The 16121-nt window shown below is 67.9% G+C and carries 13 protein-coding genes and 1 pseudogene; 1 reads left to right on the forward strand and 13 read right to left on the reverse strand.

The genetic code is table 11. The annotated features are described in order from the left end of the window. A pseudogene (locus FCK90_RS15525) lies at positions 1–364 on the forward strand (hypothetical protein); the annotation flags it as partial. Between the two features lie 475 nt (positions 365–839). On the opposite strand, the gene nrdR reads toward FCK90_RS15525, so the two are convergent. The 13 genes from nrdR to murC form a co-directional block, all read right to left on the reverse strand. After that, complete coding sequence (gene nrdR, locus FCK90_RS06165; RefSeq protein WP_158033435.1) at positions 840–1448, reverse strand: transcriptional regulator NrdR; 609 nt, start codon at positions 1446–1448, stop codon at positions 840–842. Between the two features lie 3 nt (positions 1449–1451). Further along, positions 1452–2789, reverse strand: a complete 1338-nt coding sequence (gene hisD, locus FCK90_RS06170; protein WP_246180050.1) for a histidinol dehydrogenase — start codon at positions 2787–2789, stop codon at positions 1452–1454. 93 nt (positions 2790–2882) lie between these two features. Next, positions 2883–6389 carry a DNA polymerase III subunit alpha gene (gene dnaE, locus FCK90_RS06175; protein ID WP_246180052.1) on the reverse strand — a complete coding sequence of 1169 codons (3507 nt, stop codon included), beginning with the start codon at positions 6387–6389 and terminating at the stop codon, positions 2883–2885. Between the two features lie 209 nt (positions 6390–6598). Further along, complete coding sequence (locus tag FCK90_RS06180) at positions 6599–7537, reverse strand: RluA family pseudouridine synthase (RefSeq protein WP_158033438.1); 939 nt, start codon at positions 7535–7537, stop codon at positions 6599–6601. After that, entirely contained in the window at positions 7534–8238 is a 705-nt protein-coding gene (gene lspA, locus FCK90_RS06185) for a signal peptidase II (RefSeq protein WP_181954218.1), read from the reverse strand. Before lspA ends, FCK90_RS06180 begins: the two co-directional genes overlap by 4 nt. A 199-nt stretch (positions 8239–8437) precedes the next feature. Continuing rightward, entirely contained in the window at positions 8438–9076 is a 639-nt protein-coding gene (locus FCK90_RS06190; protein WP_158033439.1) for a DivIVA domain-containing protein, read from the reverse strand. 317 nt (positions 9077–9393) lie between these two features. Then, positions 9394–9687: a YggT family protein gene (locus tag FCK90_RS06195; protein ID WP_158033440.1), complete on the reverse strand. Its 294-nt coding sequence runs from the start codon at positions 9685–9687 to the stop codon at positions 9394–9396. 5 nt (positions 9688–9692) lie between these two features. Next, a complete protein-coding gene (locus tag FCK90_RS06200) occupies positions 9693–10328 on the reverse strand; it encodes a cell division protein SepF (RefSeq protein ID WP_158033441.1) in 636 nt (211 codons plus the stop codon). A gap of 41 nt (positions 10329–10369) precedes the next feature. Further along, complete coding sequence (locus FCK90_RS06205; protein ID WP_158033442.1) at positions 10370–11134, reverse strand: YggS family pyridoxal phosphate-dependent enzyme; 765 nt, start codon at positions 11132–11134, stop codon at positions 10370–10372. Continuing rightward, positions 11131–11883 carry a purine nucleoside phosphorylase YfiH/LACC1 family protein gene (locus tag FCK90_RS06210; protein WP_158033443.1) on the reverse strand — a complete coding sequence of 251 codons (753 nt, stop codon included), beginning with the start codon at positions 11881–11883 and terminating at the stop codon, positions 11131–11133. The genes FCK90_RS06205 and FCK90_RS06210 overlap by 4 nt, the downstream gene beginning before the upstream one ends. 134 nt (positions 11884–12017) lie before the next feature. Continuing rightward, positions 12018–13259 (reverse strand): cell division protein FtsZ, encoded by a 1242-nt coding sequence (ftsZ, locus tag FCK90_RS06215; RefSeq protein ID WP_158033444.1) that lies wholly within the window; start codon positions 13257–13259, stop codon positions 12018–12020. 348 nt (positions 13260–13607) lie between these two features. Then, a complete protein-coding gene (locus FCK90_RS06220) occupies positions 13608–14615 on the reverse strand; it encodes a cell division protein FtsQ/DivIB (protein WP_158033445.1) in 1008 nt (335 codons plus the stop codon). Then, the gene (gene murC, locus FCK90_RS06225) at positions 14615–16063 is read right to left on the reverse strand and encodes a UDP-N-acetylmuramate--L-alanine ligase (RefSeq protein WP_158033599.1); all 1449 of its coding nucleotides are present in this window, start codon (positions 16061–16063) and stop codon (positions 14615–14617) included. Before murC ends, FCK90_RS06220 begins: the two co-directional genes overlap by 1 nt. Between the last annotated feature and the right edge of the window lie 58 nt (positions 16064–16121).

Genomic DNA, 16121 nt, shown 5'->3' on the forward strand with positions numbered 1-16121 from the left:
GCAGGTCAGACACATCAACCCCACCACCGGAACCGAGATCACCACTGCAACCGGCCCCGACATCGAGAGCAGCACCGGTGCTGACCCCAGGGCTGAAAACGGCAACGAGACCGGGGTAAAACCAGCGGGACGGCATACCACCGGGGTGCAACAGGCCCCTGCCGGGGTACTGGAATGGACCTCCCCCACCGGGACTGTGCGCCGCACTGTGCCCGGAACCGCCACCTCGATCACCACCAGCTGGCTCACCGGATACCCAGACGGCCACGCCACCACCGGGCCGGCAGCGGCAGAACCGGGACCCCAAGGCCAAGCGGGCGGGCAGCCACAGGCGACCACCCCGGACGACCCACCACCCTTCTAAGCCCTCCCCCCCCTTGAGCGCCTGCGGGAGCCGTTATGGCGCCGTTGAATGAGCGCCCATATGGAGACACGTCCGGCGTAAGTCAGGCGAGGGACAGCACCACGGGAGCAGACGGGACTCGCGACCTCAACCGTGGTCGAGGTTTCCGCGGTATGTCCTGCAGGTGGATTCCCCCAGAAGCCTCAACTAAAGATTGACAATGCCGAGCAAGGTTCGGACTCAGGTTGAAAGTTGAGAGACGTGGTCTCCCCAGGGCACGAGGAGTCCTCATCCGTCATAGAGACAGCAAAAAGCCCGGCAGCTGTTGCGGCTTCCCCTCCGCAACCCCTGCCGGGCTTCGTGGCTTCAGTCTACGACCAGAAATTCCGTGAAAGCAACCCGGATCACGACGTTTTTCCCCTATCTATCGAAAAACCCGGGCGTGTCCCCGTCCTTTTCATAGGTCTGCGCTGACCTGCGGCCTCTCCCGAGAACCCTAAAGCAGACGTTCTTGTTCAGGTGAAGACTCTGTGTCGGTTGGGCGCTTCTTCCTTTGAGTACGACTCTGGACCTTAGCTTGAGGCTTAGCAGATACCCTGCGTGATCGTCGCGGAGCATGGCTCTCGCTCTCCACGAGTGCCTGCTGACCGACCGTCTGGTCCTGCTCCTGCCGCAGAATCTCGATCGCGGACTCGAAGTCGTCCAGGTCGTCGAACGCCTGGTACACCGACGCGAATCGCAGATACGCCACGACATCGAGACGGCGCAAGGGCTGAAGGATCGCCAGCCCGACCTCGTGGGCCTCGATCTCCGCGATCCCCGCGGAGCGCACGGACTCCTCGACCTCTTGAGCCAATTTGGCGAGATCGTCTTCCGTGACCGGCCGGCCTTGGCACGCCTTGCGCACACCAGCCACGATCTTGGATCGCTCGAAAGGCTCGGTCACCCCTGACCTCTTGATCACCGAGATCGAGGTGGTCTCCAGGGTCGAGAACCTGCGACCGCACGCGCTGCACTGCCGACGACGGCGGATCGCGGCACCGTCGTCCGTGGTCCGGGAATCCACCACCTTGGAATCAGGGTGCCTGCAGAACGGGCAGTGCATGAATCACCCTTCCCCGTTCCTGGTCTGATTCCCTCGGATCTCCACCGCGACCCCGTGGCTGGGCAGGTTCTCCGCCTCGGCCAGCGCCACGATGTCGTCCTGCAGCACGCTGAGCGCCTCCTGGGTGTACTCGATCACCTGCACCGCCTTCATGAAGCTGGTGGTGCACAGACCCTGCGCGTGCACAGCTGAACCACCCGTGGGCAGGACGTGGTTCGACCCAGCGGCGTAGTCGCCCAGCGGAACCGGGCTGTACGGTCCCACGAAGATCGCGCCGGCATTACGGACCCTCGCTGCCACCTGGCGGGGGTCAGCGGTGTGGATCTCCAGGTGCTCGGCCGCATATGCGTCTGCCGCTGAGATGGAGGCCTCCAGATCGTCGGTCAGCACCACACCGGACTGAGGGCCGGACAAAGCGGTGCTGATCCGTTCGGAGTGCCGTGCCTGGACCGCGAGTTCGCCGATGGCCTCCGCCACCGCCTCGGCCACCTCCGGGACGTGGGTGATCAGGACGGAGCCGGCGGCCGGATCGTGCTCGGCCTGGGAGATCAGATCGGCGGCGACGAAACGAGGATCCGTGGTCTCATCGGCGATCACGGCGATCTCCGTGGTGCCGGCCTCGGCGTCGACCCCCACGACCGAGCGAAGGAGTCGCTTGGCCGTGGCCACGAACATGTTGCCGGGGCCGGTGATGGTCTGCACCGGGTCCAGGACGTCCCCTGTACGATCATCCGTCACGCCGTAGGCCATCGCGGCCAGGGCCTGGGCCCCGCCGATGGCCCAGACCTCGTCCACGCCGAGCAGGCCGGCCGCGGCCAGGATGGTGGGATGCGGCAATCCCCCGAACTCGGCCTGAGGCGGGGTGCACAGCACCACGGAATCGACACCGGCTGCCTGGGCTGGGACCACGTTCATCACGACCGACGACGGATACACGGCCAGGCCACCCGGCACGTAGAGTCCGACGCGGGCCACGGGCGTCCAGCGGTGCACCAGCTTGGCACCGGGAGCCACCTCGACCTCGGCATCCGGCGGTCGTTGCGCGGTCGCGAATGCCCGGCAGCGTTCGATAGCGGACTCCAGGCCGTGGCGCACGGCGGGGTCCAGCTCCTCGACGGCGCGGCGTATCTGCGAGGAATCCACGCGGATCCGGTCCTGCTCGACATGATCGAACCGCCCGGCGTACTCGCGCAGTGCTTGCGCACCTCTTGAGCGGACATCGTCGATGATGCCGCGGACGGTCTGCTCAGCCTGATCCAGCGACTGCGGACTCTGGCGGGGCACCACAGCACGCAGCTGCGCCCAGCTCAGCTTCTGCCCGCGCAGGTCGATGGTACGCATGGTCGGCGCCGCGGTGGCAAGGGTGGTGGATTCTCGGGAACTCGCATTCACGTCATCCATCCTACGACCGGCGTCCAGTCGCCGGACGCGCCGTCAGCCCGAGACCTCCAGGCAGGCAGGCCCCAGCAGCACCTTCAGGTCACCGAACAGTGCGGGCGACGCGTCGACCCGGTACTGCGGTGGCAGGGACCAGATCTGCATCGAGCGCTGCGTCTCGAGATGCACCCTGACCTCCGAGTCCCCCCGGTGGTTGCGCAGCACCTCCGCCAGCGCGTTCACGGTCTGCTCCGTGGCCTTGTGCTCGGCCAGGGCGATCTTGACCGGGCCGGCGTGCCCGTCGGGATTGATCTCCGGCACGGTCAGTTCCATGGCAGACAGCGACGTCGACCCGTCGTCGCGCTTCTGCAGACGCGCCTTGACGGAACAGATCAGATCCTCAGCGAGAACCCCCGCGATCGGAGCGTAGGTCTTGCCGAAGAACATGATCTCCACGGAGCCGGTCCGGTCCTCGAGCTCGATGCGGGCGTAGGCGTTGCCCGACGATTTCGCGATACGTCGCTGCACCGAGGTGATCATGCCGGCCACGGTCACGATCGCGCCGTCGGGTTTACCGCCGTCCTCGGCCAGCAGTGCCTGCACCGTGGTATCCGAGTACTGGCCCAGCGCCTCGTCCAGCCCACGCAAGGGGTGGTCGGAGACGTAGAGCCCCAGCATCTCCCGTTCGAAGCACAGCATGTCCTTCCGCTCCCACTCCGGGACGTCCGGCACCTCGACGGCCAAGCCCTGGGACTCCTCGGCGACGTCGTCGCCTCCCATGGCGAAGAGATCGAAGGTGAACTCCCCGTTGGCCTCGTTCTTCTTCTGCGCGACCACGTCGTCGATGGCCTGCTCGTGGCACATGACCAGCGAACGCCGGGTATGACCCAGCTGGTCGAAAGCACCCGACTTGATCAGCGATTCGATGGTGCGCTTGTTGCACACCACCACCGGGACCTTGGAGAGGAAGTCGTTGAAGGAGGTGAAGCGCCCCTTCTCCTCCCTGGCCGAAGCGATGCCCTGGACCACGTTGGTCCCGACGTTGCGGACGGCTGACATCCCGAAGCGGATGTCAGTCCCGACAGGAGTGAAGTTCTCCACCGACTCGTTGACGTCCGGCGGAAGGACCGTGATGTTCATGCGCCGGCACTCGTTCAGATAGAGCGCCAGCTTGTCCTTGTCATCGCCCACGGAGGTCAGCAGGGCGGCCATGTACTCGGCCGGGTAATGCGCCTTGAGGTAGGCCGTCCAGTAGGACACCAGCCCGTAGGCGGCGGTGTGCGCCTTGTTGAAGGCGTAGTCGGAGAAGGACTCGAGCACATGCCACAACGTGTTGGCCGCGTCCTCCGAGTAGCCGTTCTCCTTCATGCCCGAGAAGAAGACGTCCTGCTGCTTGTCCAGCTCGGACTTCTTCTTCTTGCCCATCGCACGGCGCAGGAGGTCGGCCTGGCCCAGGGTGTAGTTGGCCACCTTCTGGGCCACCGCCATGACCTGCTCCTGGTAGACGATCAGGCCGTAGGTGGTGTCCAGGATCTCGGCCAGCGGCTCCTCGAGTTCCGGGTGGATCGGGGTGACCTCTTGCTGGCCGGTCTTGCGCAGTGCGTAGTTGGTGTGCGAGTTCACGCCCATGGGGCCGGGGCGGTAGAGGGCGAGCACCGCGGAGATGTCCTCGAACTCGTCGGGCTGCATCAGCCGCAGCAGGGAACGCATGGGCCCGCCGTCGAGCTGGAAGACGCCCAGGGTGTCCCCTCGGGCCAGCAGCTCGTAGGAGGCCTTGTCCCCCAGTTCCAGGGTCTCCAGGTCCAGGACGAAGCCGTCGCGGTTGAGCGTGATGTTCTCGAGCGCATCGGAGATGATCGTGAGATTCCTCAGGCCCAGGAAGTCCATCTTGATCAGCCCGAGACCCTCGCACGTGGGGTAGTCGAACTGGGTGATCACCTGGCCGTCGGCCTCACGGCGCATCAGCGGGATGATGTCGATCAACGGATCCGAGGACATGATCACGCCTGCCGCGTGCACTCCCCACTGGCGTTTCAGGCCCTCCAGGCCCGTGGCCGTCTCGAAGACCTTCATGGCCTCCTGGTCCTCCTCCAGGACCTCGCGCAGCTCCCCCGCCTCGTCGTAGCGCTTGGCGTCCTTCTTGTAGACGTCGGCCAGGGAGATGCCCTTGCCCATGATGTCCGGCGGCATGGCCTTGGTCAGCTTCTCACCCATCGAGAAGGGGTAGCCCAGTACGCGCGAGGAGTCCTTGAGGGCCTGCTTGGCCTTGATGGTGCCGTAGGTGACGATCATCGCCACCCGTTCGTCTCCGTACTTCTCGGTGACGTAACGGATGACCTCGGAACGACGGCGGTCATCGAAGTCGACGTCGAAGTCGGGCATGGAGACGCGTTCCGGGTTGAGGAAACGCTCGAAGATCAGCCCGTGCTCAAGGGGATTGAGCTCCGTGATGCGCATGGCGTAGGCCACCATGGACCCCGCTCCGGAGCCGCGCCCCGGGCCCACCCGGATGCCGTTGTCCTTGGCCCAGTTGATGAAGTCGGCCACCACCAGGAAGTACCCCGGGAAGCCCATCTGCTGGATGATGCCCTTTTCGTACTCGGCCTGTTCCCGGGCCTCGTGGGGGACGCCGTCCGGGAAGCGGTAGTCCAGTCCGGCGTCGACCTCCTTGGCGAACCAGGAGGCCTCGTCCTCGCCCTCGGGGACGGGGAAGACCGGCATGAACTTGCCGATCGACTCGTCGAACTCCACATGGCACCGTTCGGCGATCTCCAGCGTGTTGTCGCAGGCCTCGGGGTAGTCCCGGAAGAGGTCGCGCATCTCGGCCGCCGACTTGAGGTAGAACTCGTCGGCGTCGAACTTGAATCGTTTGGGATCGGCCAGGGTCGATCCGGACTGCACGCACAGCAGCGCGGCGTGGGCCTTCGCGTCCTCGGCGTGCGTGTAGTGGAGGTCGTTGGTGGCCACCAGAGGCAGATTGAGGTCCTTGGCCAGCTTCATGAGGTCCTGGTGGACGTTCTTCTCGATCCCCAGGCCGTGGTCCATGATCTCGCAGTAGAAGTTCTCGGGGCCGAAGATGTCCCGGAACTCGGCGGCGGCGTCGACGGCCTCCTTGTACTGGCCCAGGCGCAGACGGGTCTGGACCTCCCCGGACGGGCAGCCCGTGGTGGCGATCAGGCCTTTGCCGTACTGGTTGAGCAGCTCGCGATCCATGCGCGGCTTGTACAGCTGGCCCTCGAGGGAGGCGTAGGAGGACGCGCGGAACAGGTTCTGCATGCCCTGGGTGGTCTCGGCCAGCAGGGTCATGTGCGTGTAGGCACCGCCGCCGGACACATCGTTCCGGCCGCCTTCGGCGAACTTGACTCGGCTGCGGTCCGTGCGGTGGGTCCCCGGTGTCAGATAGGCCTCGACGCCGATGATCGGCTTGATCCCCGCCTTGTTCGCCTTGGCCCAGAAGTCGTAGGCGCCGAAGACGAACCCGTGGTCCGTCGTGGCCAGGGAGTCCATTCCGTTGGCGTGACACGCCTCGAACAGATCGTCCAGCCGGGCTGCACCGTCGAGCATCGAGTACTCGGTGTGCACGTGCAGATGCGTAAAACCCTTGCCCTTACTCACCCGAGGATTCTACCGCTCCACTCGGACAGGGTCCCTCAGGCGACGCCGGCCCCGCCGACGTCGAGTGCCCACACCGAGTGGTGAGTTGGGCCGCCCATCAGCGCTGATGGGCGGCCCGACTCACTACTCGGCGAAGTGGTTTTGTGGCAGCGTGCCAGTCACGGACCGCCGTCGCGCAAGGTCTCCAGGGCATAGTCGAGGTCCTGCGGATAGGGGCTCTCGAAGCTGACCCGCTCACCGGTGGCCGGATGCTCGAATCCGAGCCGCCGGGCGTGCAGCCATTGCCTGGTCAGGCCCAGGCCGGCGGCAAGGCCAGGGTCCGCGCCGTAGGTCAGATCGCCGCAGCACGGGTGGCGGAGGGCGGAGAAGTGCACCCGGATCTGGTGGGTGCGCCCGGTCTCCAGGTGCACTTCGAGCAGGGTGGCACGGCCGAAGGCCTCGAGGGTCTCGTAGTGGGTGACGGACTCCCGGCCGCCGTCGACCACGGCGAAACGCCATTCGTAGCCGGGGTGGCGTCCGATGGGAGCGTCGATGGTGCCCTCGAGCGGGTCCGGGAGCCCCTGGACGAGCGTGTGATACACCTTCTCGACCGTGCGCTGCTTGAAGGCGCGCTTCAGAGCCGTGTAGGCCCGTTCGGTGCGGGCGACGACCATGAGTCCCGACGTCCCGACATCCAGGCGATGCACGATGCCCTGCCGTTCGGCGGCCCCCGAGGTGCTGACCGGGATACCGGCACCGGCCAGCGCGCTGACCACGGTGGGCCCCTTCCACCCCGGTGAGGGGTGCGCCGCCACCCCGGCGGGCTTGTCCACCACCACGATGTCCGCGTCGCAGTGGATCACCTCGAACCCCGCCACCAGCTCCGGGGTGATCTCCGCCAGGTCGTTCTCCTCCGGCATCAGCACCGAGACCACGGTTCCGGACCCGAGCTTCTCGGACTTGCCGATGGCCTTGCCGTCGACGGTGACCTCGCGCTCGGTCAGGAGCCTGCCCACGACCGTGCGCGACAGGCCGGTGAGCCTGGCCAGCGCCGCGTCCGCGCGCTTGCCGTCGAGCTCCTCGGTGACCGTCACCGCCTCGAGGATGCGCTCGCTCATCGAGCGGGCTCCGACGGAGCCGGATCCCCGGAGGAATCGCCGTTGCGGGAAGCGCCGTCACCGGGCTTCGCATCACCGGGGTCTCGCCCGGCATCGGAGGGCAGCGCACCGGAGGCGGGTGCGGCGGAGCCGGCCCCCTCAGTCCGCTCCGCTGCAGCCTCCGTATCGCGTGCTGCGCCGGAGGTCCGGGTGCCGTCCGGCTCCCGCCCCGTCAGCAGCAACAGGGCGGTCAGGGCGATGCCGATCACCACACCGCAGTCGGCGATGTTGAACACGGCGAAGTGCTTGACGTGGATGAAGTCCACCACATGCCCGCTGGGGAAACCCGGCCAGCGAGTCAGGCGGTCCGTGAGGTTTCCGGTGGCCCCTCCCAGGACCAGCCCGAGCGCCACCACCCATGCCCAGCTGCGCACCCGCGGCAGGAAGATCACGATGCCCACGCTGACCACCGCCATGATGGCGGTGAAGATCCAGGTGTGGTCCTCCCCCAGCGAGAACGCCGCACCGGGGTTGAGGATGTAGTGCCACTGGACCCAGTCCCCCAGCACCGGAATGGTCTCCCCGAGCTGCATATTGCGCTCGACGTAGATCTTGGCCCCCTGGTCCAGGCCGTAGATCAAGGCCGCCGTAGCCAGGGCGCTCACCAGGAATACGGCCTTGCCACGGCGTGGATGCCCGTCGGCCTGCTCTGCTCGGGTCATCGGCTGCCTCTTGGTCTTCTCGGGGTGATCATGGTCAAGCTGTTCTGCTCACGATGTCTGCTCGCGACGTCTTCCCACGATCTCCGCTCACAATGCGGAGACGTTCGGGAAACACCGGCGGCCTCCCATCGTGCCACGACTCATCCGGAGGGGTGAGCCTGACGCGGTGGGAGGCCGCCGGTCGGAGAACCTGTGCGGATCAGGACTCGCTGTCCCCATCGACGACGGGCGGCGCGGTCTCGATCTCCTCCAGCTGTCCCGAGATGAACTCCTTGAGACGCTCGCGGTAGTTCTTCTCGAAGCTCCTCAGACCGCTGACCTGCTGTTCGAGAGCACCGCGCTCCTGCTCCAGGCTGGCCAGCACCTCGTCCTTGGACTGCTGCGCCTCCGCGATCATGCGCTCGGCCTCGGTGCGGCCGTCCGCGACGAGGCGGTCGTGCTCGGCCTGCCCGTTGGCCACGTACTCGTCGTGCAGGCGCTGGGCCATCGCCAGGACTCCCGCCGCGCTCTGGGCGCTGTCCCCGGCCGGTGCGGACTGGGGCTCGGGAGCTGCCGGTGCCGCGGGGGTCTCCTCCACCGCGGGAGCGCTCTCCTCAGCGGGCTTGGTTTCAGTGGGCTCGGCTTCAGCGGGCTCCTCGGAAGACGTCTCCTCGGCGGGCTGAGCGGGCGCCTCGCCCGATTCGAGCTGTTGCTTGAGCTCTGCGTTCTCCTGGTTCAGGCGACGAAGCTCCACGACGATCTCGTCGAGGAAGTCATCAACCTCGTCCTGGTCATAGCCTTCGCGGAACTTCGTCGGCTGGAACCGCTTGTTGATGACATCTTCAGGAGTCAAGGCCATGGGGTGTATCTCTCCTCATACGGGTCATTGCGAGGGCTTGCGCCCAGGACAGATGGATCATGTCTGGTGGTGCCGGACGGGCGAATCATTCAGGCTGCCCGGCAGCAGGGACGGCGACTACGAGGGGGGTAGTCCGTGTGCCCACCGCAATGGTCATGCTGTGGCAACAGTACATCGTCGGGCGTTATCGGCCGCATGCGCGATGATGTTGACTGCAACATTCCGCCGGGAGTCCTGCCGCGGACCGCGGGACCTCGGGACGGCGGATCCGGCTTCCTGCCAGAGCCGGCGGCGACGGTTTCCTGGAAGACAGGGGCTCAGGAGAAGAACATCGCCTGGACGACCCCGCGGGCGATGGCCAGGACGAAGATCATGACGGCCGCGGACAGGTCCAGGGCGATACCCCCCATGCGCAGGGGCGGGATGAGCCGCCGCAGCGGGCGCATGATCGGGTCGGTGATCGCGTACACCACGGAGGCGATCACGAGAACGATCCCGCGAGGACGCCAGCTGCGCGCCCAGGAGCCGACCATTTCCAGCACGAACCTCGTGAGTACCACCAGCACCAGCAGGTGCAGGACGACGTAGAGCAGGCCCAGGATGATGTCCACGCTGCTCAGCCCTCAGCCGCCTCGGGAATCTCCGTCTCGTCGGTGGAGGTGTCGATGACCTCTACGTAGGAGGGAGTCAGCAGGAACACCGTGGTGGTCACCCGCTCGATGGAACCGTGCAGGGCGTAGACCAGGCCGGCGGCGAAGTCGACCAGGCGCTTCGCCTCGGCCTCACCGAGGTCGGTGAGGTCCATGATCACGGGAGTTCCATCGCGGAAGGACTCGCCCACCGCCTTCGCGTCGTTGTACGAGCGCGGGTGCACGGTCGTGATGGTGCGCATGTCTTCAGCATCCTCTCGGGAGGTGGAGGGGGCACGCTTGATGGGCGTGACGGGTGCCCGGTACTCGGCATCGCGACGGGGTTCGTGCGTACCCTTCGCCCGTGCGCCCTGCTCGGCGGGATCCCGGCGCGCCGCGCCGGCGGGCCGGGTGGCGGGGGAACCGGCCGAGGCGGAGCCGGGCTGGGGCGCCGGACGCTGGGCGGCTTGCTGCTGAGGATGACGACGGTCCGGCTCGTCCCGAGGACTCCGCTCGGCCTGACGTCGTTCCGCGTGCCGGTCGTCGAGTTCTCGCTGCTCGGTCTCGGCATCGGGCTCTGCCAGGCCCAGAGCGATCATGGCTCGGCGCATCGACTGGCCCATGGACAGCACTCCTTGATTGAGGTTCGTGAGGGCGCATCCGGTTAGCCGACCGGACGCGCACCGAGAATACCGGAACCGACCCGCACGTGGGTGGAGCCCCACCGGACGGCCGCCTCCAAATCGGCGCTCATCCCCGCCGAGATGTGATCGGCGTGGGGATGGGCTGCCTGCAGCTCCGTGGCACAGCCGTAGAGCCGCTCGAAAGCCGGTTCGGGATCCGCGCCCAGCGGTGCCACCGCCATGACACCGCGCAGACGCAGACCTTCTTCTTCCGCGATCCTATCGGCAATCCGCTCGATGTCCTCCGGGAGTGCGCCGCCGCGGCCGGAAGTGCCGTCCAGGGAGATCTGGATCAGGCATTCCAGGTCCGTCGTGGCCGAAGGCCCCGGTTGCGCACGGCCTTCCTCCACGGCGCTCCGGTGGTTGCGCACGGCCTTGCCCAGTGCCGTGACCAGCGACGCCCGGTCCACGGAGTGCACCCGTGACGCATATCTCACGACCGAGTTCGACTTCTTCGACTGCAGCTGGCCGACGAAGTGCCATCTGGCCCGGGGTACCTCCAGGGCCTTGGCGGAGGCCTCCTGGTCGCGGTTCTCGCCCACGTCCGTCACGCCGAGCGAGAGCAACCGGCGCACATCCTGGGCGGGGAAGAACTTGGTGACCGCGATCAGCTGCGCGGGACCCGCACCGACCTGCCTCCCCTCCTCCGCCTCCGCCATACGACGGCGGACGGCGGTCAGGTTGGCACGAAGCTCATCGGTCCGGGGGTCATCACCCTGCACCTCGGGCAGGGATGCCTGCGTCATACGCGCTCCTTCGGCGAATTCGGAACGGCTGGCAGCGGGCCGGCGATCACTCCGGCGATCCGGCCGCTGCCGGGATCCCTCCTGTGGGAGGACAGCGCCTGATTCTCCACCGTGCACGACGTCGTCGGGGCGTCGGCGGGCCGGGAAGTCCGCACTCCCAGGGCATCGAGCACCCGCACCGCGGTGGCGGGAAGGTCCAGGCTGGGGGTCCCCCAGGAGGTCATGGCACGGATCCCCGGCAGCTCGCGCTCGGCCCCGGCGGCCATGTCCTCGGGCACCTCGTAGCAGGCCCCGCAGACGCTGGGTCCCACCAGCGCCCGGATCTCGACGGCTCCGCGCTCACGCATGGCCTGGGCGGTCGCCTGCAGCACCCCGGCCAGCAGTCCCGCCCGCCCGGCGTGCGCTACCGCCGTCACGCACACCCCGGCGTCGCCGGGGTCCGTGCCGGCGAACAGCACGGGGACGCAGTCGGCCACCATGACGGCCAGGGGCCGGCCCGCCGCGGACACCGCCGCATCGGCGGTGGGTACCGCGCCCAGATCCGCGGCATCGCCGTCGGCCACCGTGGCCCCGTGGACCTGGTCCAGGAACAGCAGCGACCCGGCTCCGGCCTCGAGATCGTGTTCCAGCGCACGACGACGTCGGAGCACGGCCCGCTCGTCGTCGGGAACATGCAGCGCCACATTGCCCAGCCCGCGGTTCGTGAAGCCGACCCGGGCCGGGCCCAGAGTTCCCCGGTACCAATACATGGCTTCAATCCTATCGAGGCCGCGGTGCGGTCCCGGACACGATGAAGGGCTGGCATCTCATGACGAGATGCCAGCCCTTCATCGTGTCCTCGGCGCCACCGGCGCTCAGCCCGCCAGGTCCGACGGGCGAGGGATCACTTGAGGAAATCCGGGAAGTCCAGGGAATCCTTGCGGTTGGGCGAGCCCTTGGCGGGCTCCTGCTCGGCCGGCAGGTCGACGTCGAAGCCCGCGTCGTCCGGGACGTCGTCGTTGGCCGGCGCCGGCCACGCCGCGGTGGAACCGGAGCGTGCTGCCGATCCCTGGCCGCCGCGCTGCGGGGAGCGTGCGATGTTGGCCGGCTGCCCGGCGCCCGAGCCGAAGGCGGCGCGGGTCGAAGCGGCCTGCTGCGCTGCGGCGGAGGTGTTGTTGGCGTTGGTCTCCGGAGACACGGAGTCGAAGCCGGCCGCGATCACGGTCACCCGGGCCTGGTCGCCCAGGGCATCGTCGATGACGGCGCCGAAGATGATGTTGGCCTCCGGGTGCGCGACCTCCTGCACCAGGCGGGCGGCCTCGTTGATCTCGAACAGGCCCAGGTCGGAGCCGCCCTGGATGGAGAGCAGCACGCCGTGGGCACCGTCGATCGAGGCTTCCAGCAGAGGCGAGGCGATGGCCAGCTCCGCAGCCTTGACCGCCCGGTCCTCGCCCTGGGCGGAACCGATGCCCATCAAGGCGGAGCCGGCGCCCTGCATGACGGACTTGACGTCGGCGAAGTCCAGGTTGATCAGACCCGGGGTGGTGATCAGGTCGGTGATGCCCTGGACACCGGACAGCAGCACCTGGTCCGCGGACTTGAAGGCGTCCAGCATCGACACGTTGCGGTCGGAGATCGACAGCAGACGGTCGTTCGGGATCACGATCAGGGTGTCGACCTCGTCGCGCAGCGTCTCGATGCCGTTCTCCGCCTGGTTGGACCGGCGGCGGCCCTCGAAGGTGAACGGCCGGGTGACCACGCCGATGGTGAGCGCCCCGAGGGACCGGGCGATGCGGGCGATCACCGGGGCGCCGCCGGTGCCGGTGCCGCCGCCCTCGCCCGCGGTCACGAACACCATGTCGGCGCCCTTGAGGACCTCTTCGATCTCTTCCTGGTGGTCTTCGGCGGCCTGACGGCCGACATCGGGGTTGGCGCCCGCGCCGAGTCCGCGGGTCAGCTCGCGGCCGACGTCGAGCTTGACGTCGGCGTCGGACATCAGCAGTGCCTGGGCGTCGGTATTGATGGCGATGAACTCAACGCCTCGCAGACCTTCTTCAATCATGCGGTTCACGGCGTTAACGCCACCACCGCCAATGCCGACAACCTTGATGACGGCCAGATAGTTCTGGGGAGTCGTGGTGTCCATGATCACCTGTTTCGCTTCGGGGGTCCGCCCGCCGGGACGAACGGTCTGCTTGAGGTGAGATCACACCGGCCGCACCCAACCTCATTAACTCTCAACTGGGGAGTGAATGTTTGGATGCCAGGGGATGTGAGCCCATCAATTTCTTCCACTCCAAAGAGTAGCAACGCCAATTCACCCACATGGCCATGCACGGGCGTGTTGGTCATCGCATACTGGCAATTTTCATCTTAAGCCTCAACATTCAACTCAGACTTTAGAGACCTGGAGGGTTGCGCCGCGTGCCCCGAGCAGCCGTCACCAAGCATCACCCGGCAGAGACCGGTCCCGAAACGCCTGGTCAGGGGGTGATTAGTCGAGGACCGGGTGCTCGGGCGAGGAGACGTCGTAGACGCCCACCGGCCCGGTCTGCTCTGCAGCGTCCACCAGCTGCGCCAGGACCTCGGCCTTGAGCCCGCCCTGGGTGCCGTCCCCCCACCGAACCGTGATGCCGCCGTCGAGCTCGAGCTCGACCGTAGAGTCGGACTCGGCACGTGCGGAGCCCACCTGCTCGAGGAGACCGGCGGGCAGGGTCGAGAGCACTTGCGCCACGGTGGCGAAGTCATCGGTCCCCAGGACATCCGGCCCGCCCTCCACGACGGGTACCTCTAGGTCCTCCTCGTCGGTCACGGTGCGCAGGACGGTTCCTTCCTGGTCGACGAGGCTCCAGGAGTCCCCGTCGAGCACGGCGGCGACCGGGACTCTCTCCACCAGCTGCACCACGAGGCGGTTGTCGGGCATGGTCATCACGTGCACCGACCGTACCTGCGGCAACGAGCCCACGCTGTCCATGACCTGCCCCTCGGAGATCCGCGTCATCGGCACGCCTTCGAAACGGCTCAGCTGGGCCCGGACCTCCTGCTCGTCCGTCAGCTGGGCGCCTTGGACGTCGATCGTGCGCACCGCCAGGAGCGGGGAGAAGAAGATCGCCCAGACCAGAGCGACGACGAGCACGAGGCCCACGACAGCCCCGGTCAGGCCACGCCGCCGCCGCCGTGCCTTCCGTGCCTCCGGCGTCAGGGCGCCGCCGCGCTTGCGGTTCGACGGGCCCTTTCCGCTCTGCACCTGGACCTTCCGGCGCCAAGCGCTGAACTTCCCGCCACCGGTGGGAACCGTCTCGTAGCGATCGCCGTCCAGCTCGGAGACCTTCGACCCGTTGTTGACCTTGACCTTGACGGGTTCGGAGCGGCCCTCGGGGTCGGAGACGTGCTCGGTGCCGTGCTCGGAGTGCGTACCGGTACCGGCAGGTTCAGGGGCCTCCTCCGCCGCGGGCCGCCGCCCACCCGGCCGCGGTTGATGCGGCCGCTGACTTCTCGGCATCAGGAGTCGTGTCCCGGCGCGTCGTCCTCGCCGGTGGCCGGCCGAGCGTCTTCCAGGGCGGCGAGGGCCTCGACCAGCTGCGGTCCGAAGGCGGTCACGTCACCGGCGCCGATGGTCAGGACCAGGTCGCCCGGCTCGGCAGCGCGGGCGATCTCCTCGACGGCAGCCCGGCCGTCGGCGGCCTCGACCACGTGCTCCCCCGCGACGTCGGTGATCAGGGCCGAGGTGACGCCGGGCTCCGGGTCTTCCCTGGCGGCGAAGATCGGCAGTACCCAGGCCCGGTCGGCGATACGCAGCGCCCCCGCGAACTCGGTAGAGAACGCCTTGGTCCGGGAGAACAGGTGCGGCTGGAACAGGGCGAGGACGCGGTGGGAGCCCGCGACCTTGCGTGCGGCGGTCAGCGCCGCGGCCACCTCCGTGGGGTGGTGCGCGTAGTCGTCGAACACCCGTACCCCGTTGCCCTCGCCCTTCAGGTCGAAACGGCGGGCAGAGCCGTGGAAACGGGTCAGCCCGCGCAGGGCGTCCTCGGCGGGCACGCCTGTGGCCCAGGCGACGGCGAAAGCCGCGGTGGCGTTGAGGACGTTGTGATCCCCCGGTACCGACAGACTCATCCGGTAGCGACGCGCGTCCGCGCCTTCGCCGACCACGAGGGTCGCGGTGGACTCCAATCCGTGGCCGCGGATGTCGCGGATCTCGATATCGGCGGTGGGATCGGTCCCGTAGGTCAGCACCTTACCGCCGGCTTCGCGGACGGTACGGGCGAGCTGGCGGGAACCGGGGTCGTCCTGGCAGGCCACCAGCGTTCCCCCCGGCCGTATGGTGCGGGCGAAGTGCTCGAAGGCCGCGAAGAAGGCCTCGCTCGAGGCGTAGTGGTCCAGGTGGTCGGGTTCGATATTGGTCACCACGCCCACGGAGGGCGCGTACTTGAGGAAGGAACCGTCCGACTCGTCGGCCTCGGCCACGAACCACTCCCCGTGCCCCAGGGCGGCGTTGGCCCCGAGGTCGGCCACGTGCGCGCCGATGGCCCAGGAAGGACGACGGCCGGCGGCCTCCAGCATCACGGCGATCATGGAGCTCGTGGTGGTCTTGCCGTGGGTTCCGGCCACGGCCACCACCTTGGAGCCGTGCATGCTCACGGCCAGGGCGTCCGAGCGGTGCACCACGGGCAGTCCGAGCTCACGGGCTGCCGCCAGCTCGGGGTTGGTCTCGCGGATCGCCGTGGAGACCACGACCGTGTCGACGTCGTGGATGTTCTGGGCGCTCTGGCCGACCGTGACGGTGGCTCCCAGATCCCGCAGCTGCGTCAGAGCCGGGGAGTCCTGAGCGTCGGAGCCGAGCACGGGGACCCCGTGCGCGAGCAGCAGGCGCGCGACCGCCGACATCCCGGCACCGCCGATCCCGATCAGGTGGGTCCGGCCCAGGTCCCGCGGGTTGGTCTCCACGCCCACGACCGTCCCCGTGGCGGGGGCGTCCTGCCGGGCTGCTCCGGTTTCCTTGTGTGTCTGA

Source organism: Kocuria coralli, from assembly GCF_008831305.1.
GTDB classification, from domain to species: Bacteria; Actinomycetota; Actinomycetes; order Actinomycetales; family Micrococcaceae; genus Kocuria; species Kocuria coralli.

Excerpts from the sequence above, each read along its gene's own strand:
- nrdR (WP_158033435.1), bottom strand. The coding sequence starts at position 1,448 with ATGCACTGCCCGTTCTGCAGGCACCCTGATTCCAAGGTGGTGGATTCC.
- hisD (WP_246180050.1), bottom strand. The coding sequence starts at position 2,789 with ATGCGTACCATCGACCTGCGCGGGCAGAAGCTGAGCTGGGCGCAGCTG.
- dnaE (WP_246180052.1), bottom strand. The coding sequence starts at position 6,389 with ATGCTCGACGGTGCAGCCCGGCTGGACGATCTGTTCGAGGCGTGTCAC.
- FCK90_RS06180 (WP_158033438.1), bottom strand. The coding sequence starts at position 7,537 with ATGAGCGAGCGCATCCTCGAGGCGGTGACGGTCACCGAGGAGCTCGAC.
- lspA (WP_181954218.1), bottom strand. The coding sequence starts at position 8,238 with ATGACCCGAGCAGAGCAGGCCGACGGGCATCCACGCCGTGGCAAGGCC.
- FCK90_RS06190 (WP_158033439.1), bottom strand. The coding sequence starts at position 9,076 with ATGGCCTTGACTCCTGAAGATGTCATCAACAAGCGGTTCCAGCCGACG.
- FCK90_RS06200 (WP_158033441.1), bottom strand. The coding sequence starts at position 10,328 with ATGGGCCAGTCGATGCGCCGAGCCATGATCGCTCTGGGCCTGGCAGAG.
- FCK90_RS06205 (WP_158033442.1), bottom strand. The coding sequence starts at position 11,134 with ATGACGCAGGCATCCCTGCCCGAGGTGCAGGGTGATGACCCCCGGACC.
- FCK90_RS06210 (WP_158033443.1), bottom strand. The coding sequence starts at position 11,883 with ATGTATTGGTACCGGGGAACTCTGGGCCCGGCCCGGGTCGGCTTCACG.
- ftsZ (WP_158033444.1), bottom strand. The coding sequence starts at position 13,259 with ATGGACACCACGACTCCCCAGAACTATCTGGCCGTCATCAAGGTTGTC.
- FCK90_RS06220 (WP_158033445.1), bottom strand. The coding sequence starts at position 14,615 with ATGCCGAGAAGTCAGCGGCCGCATCAACCGCGGCCGGGTGGGCGGCGG.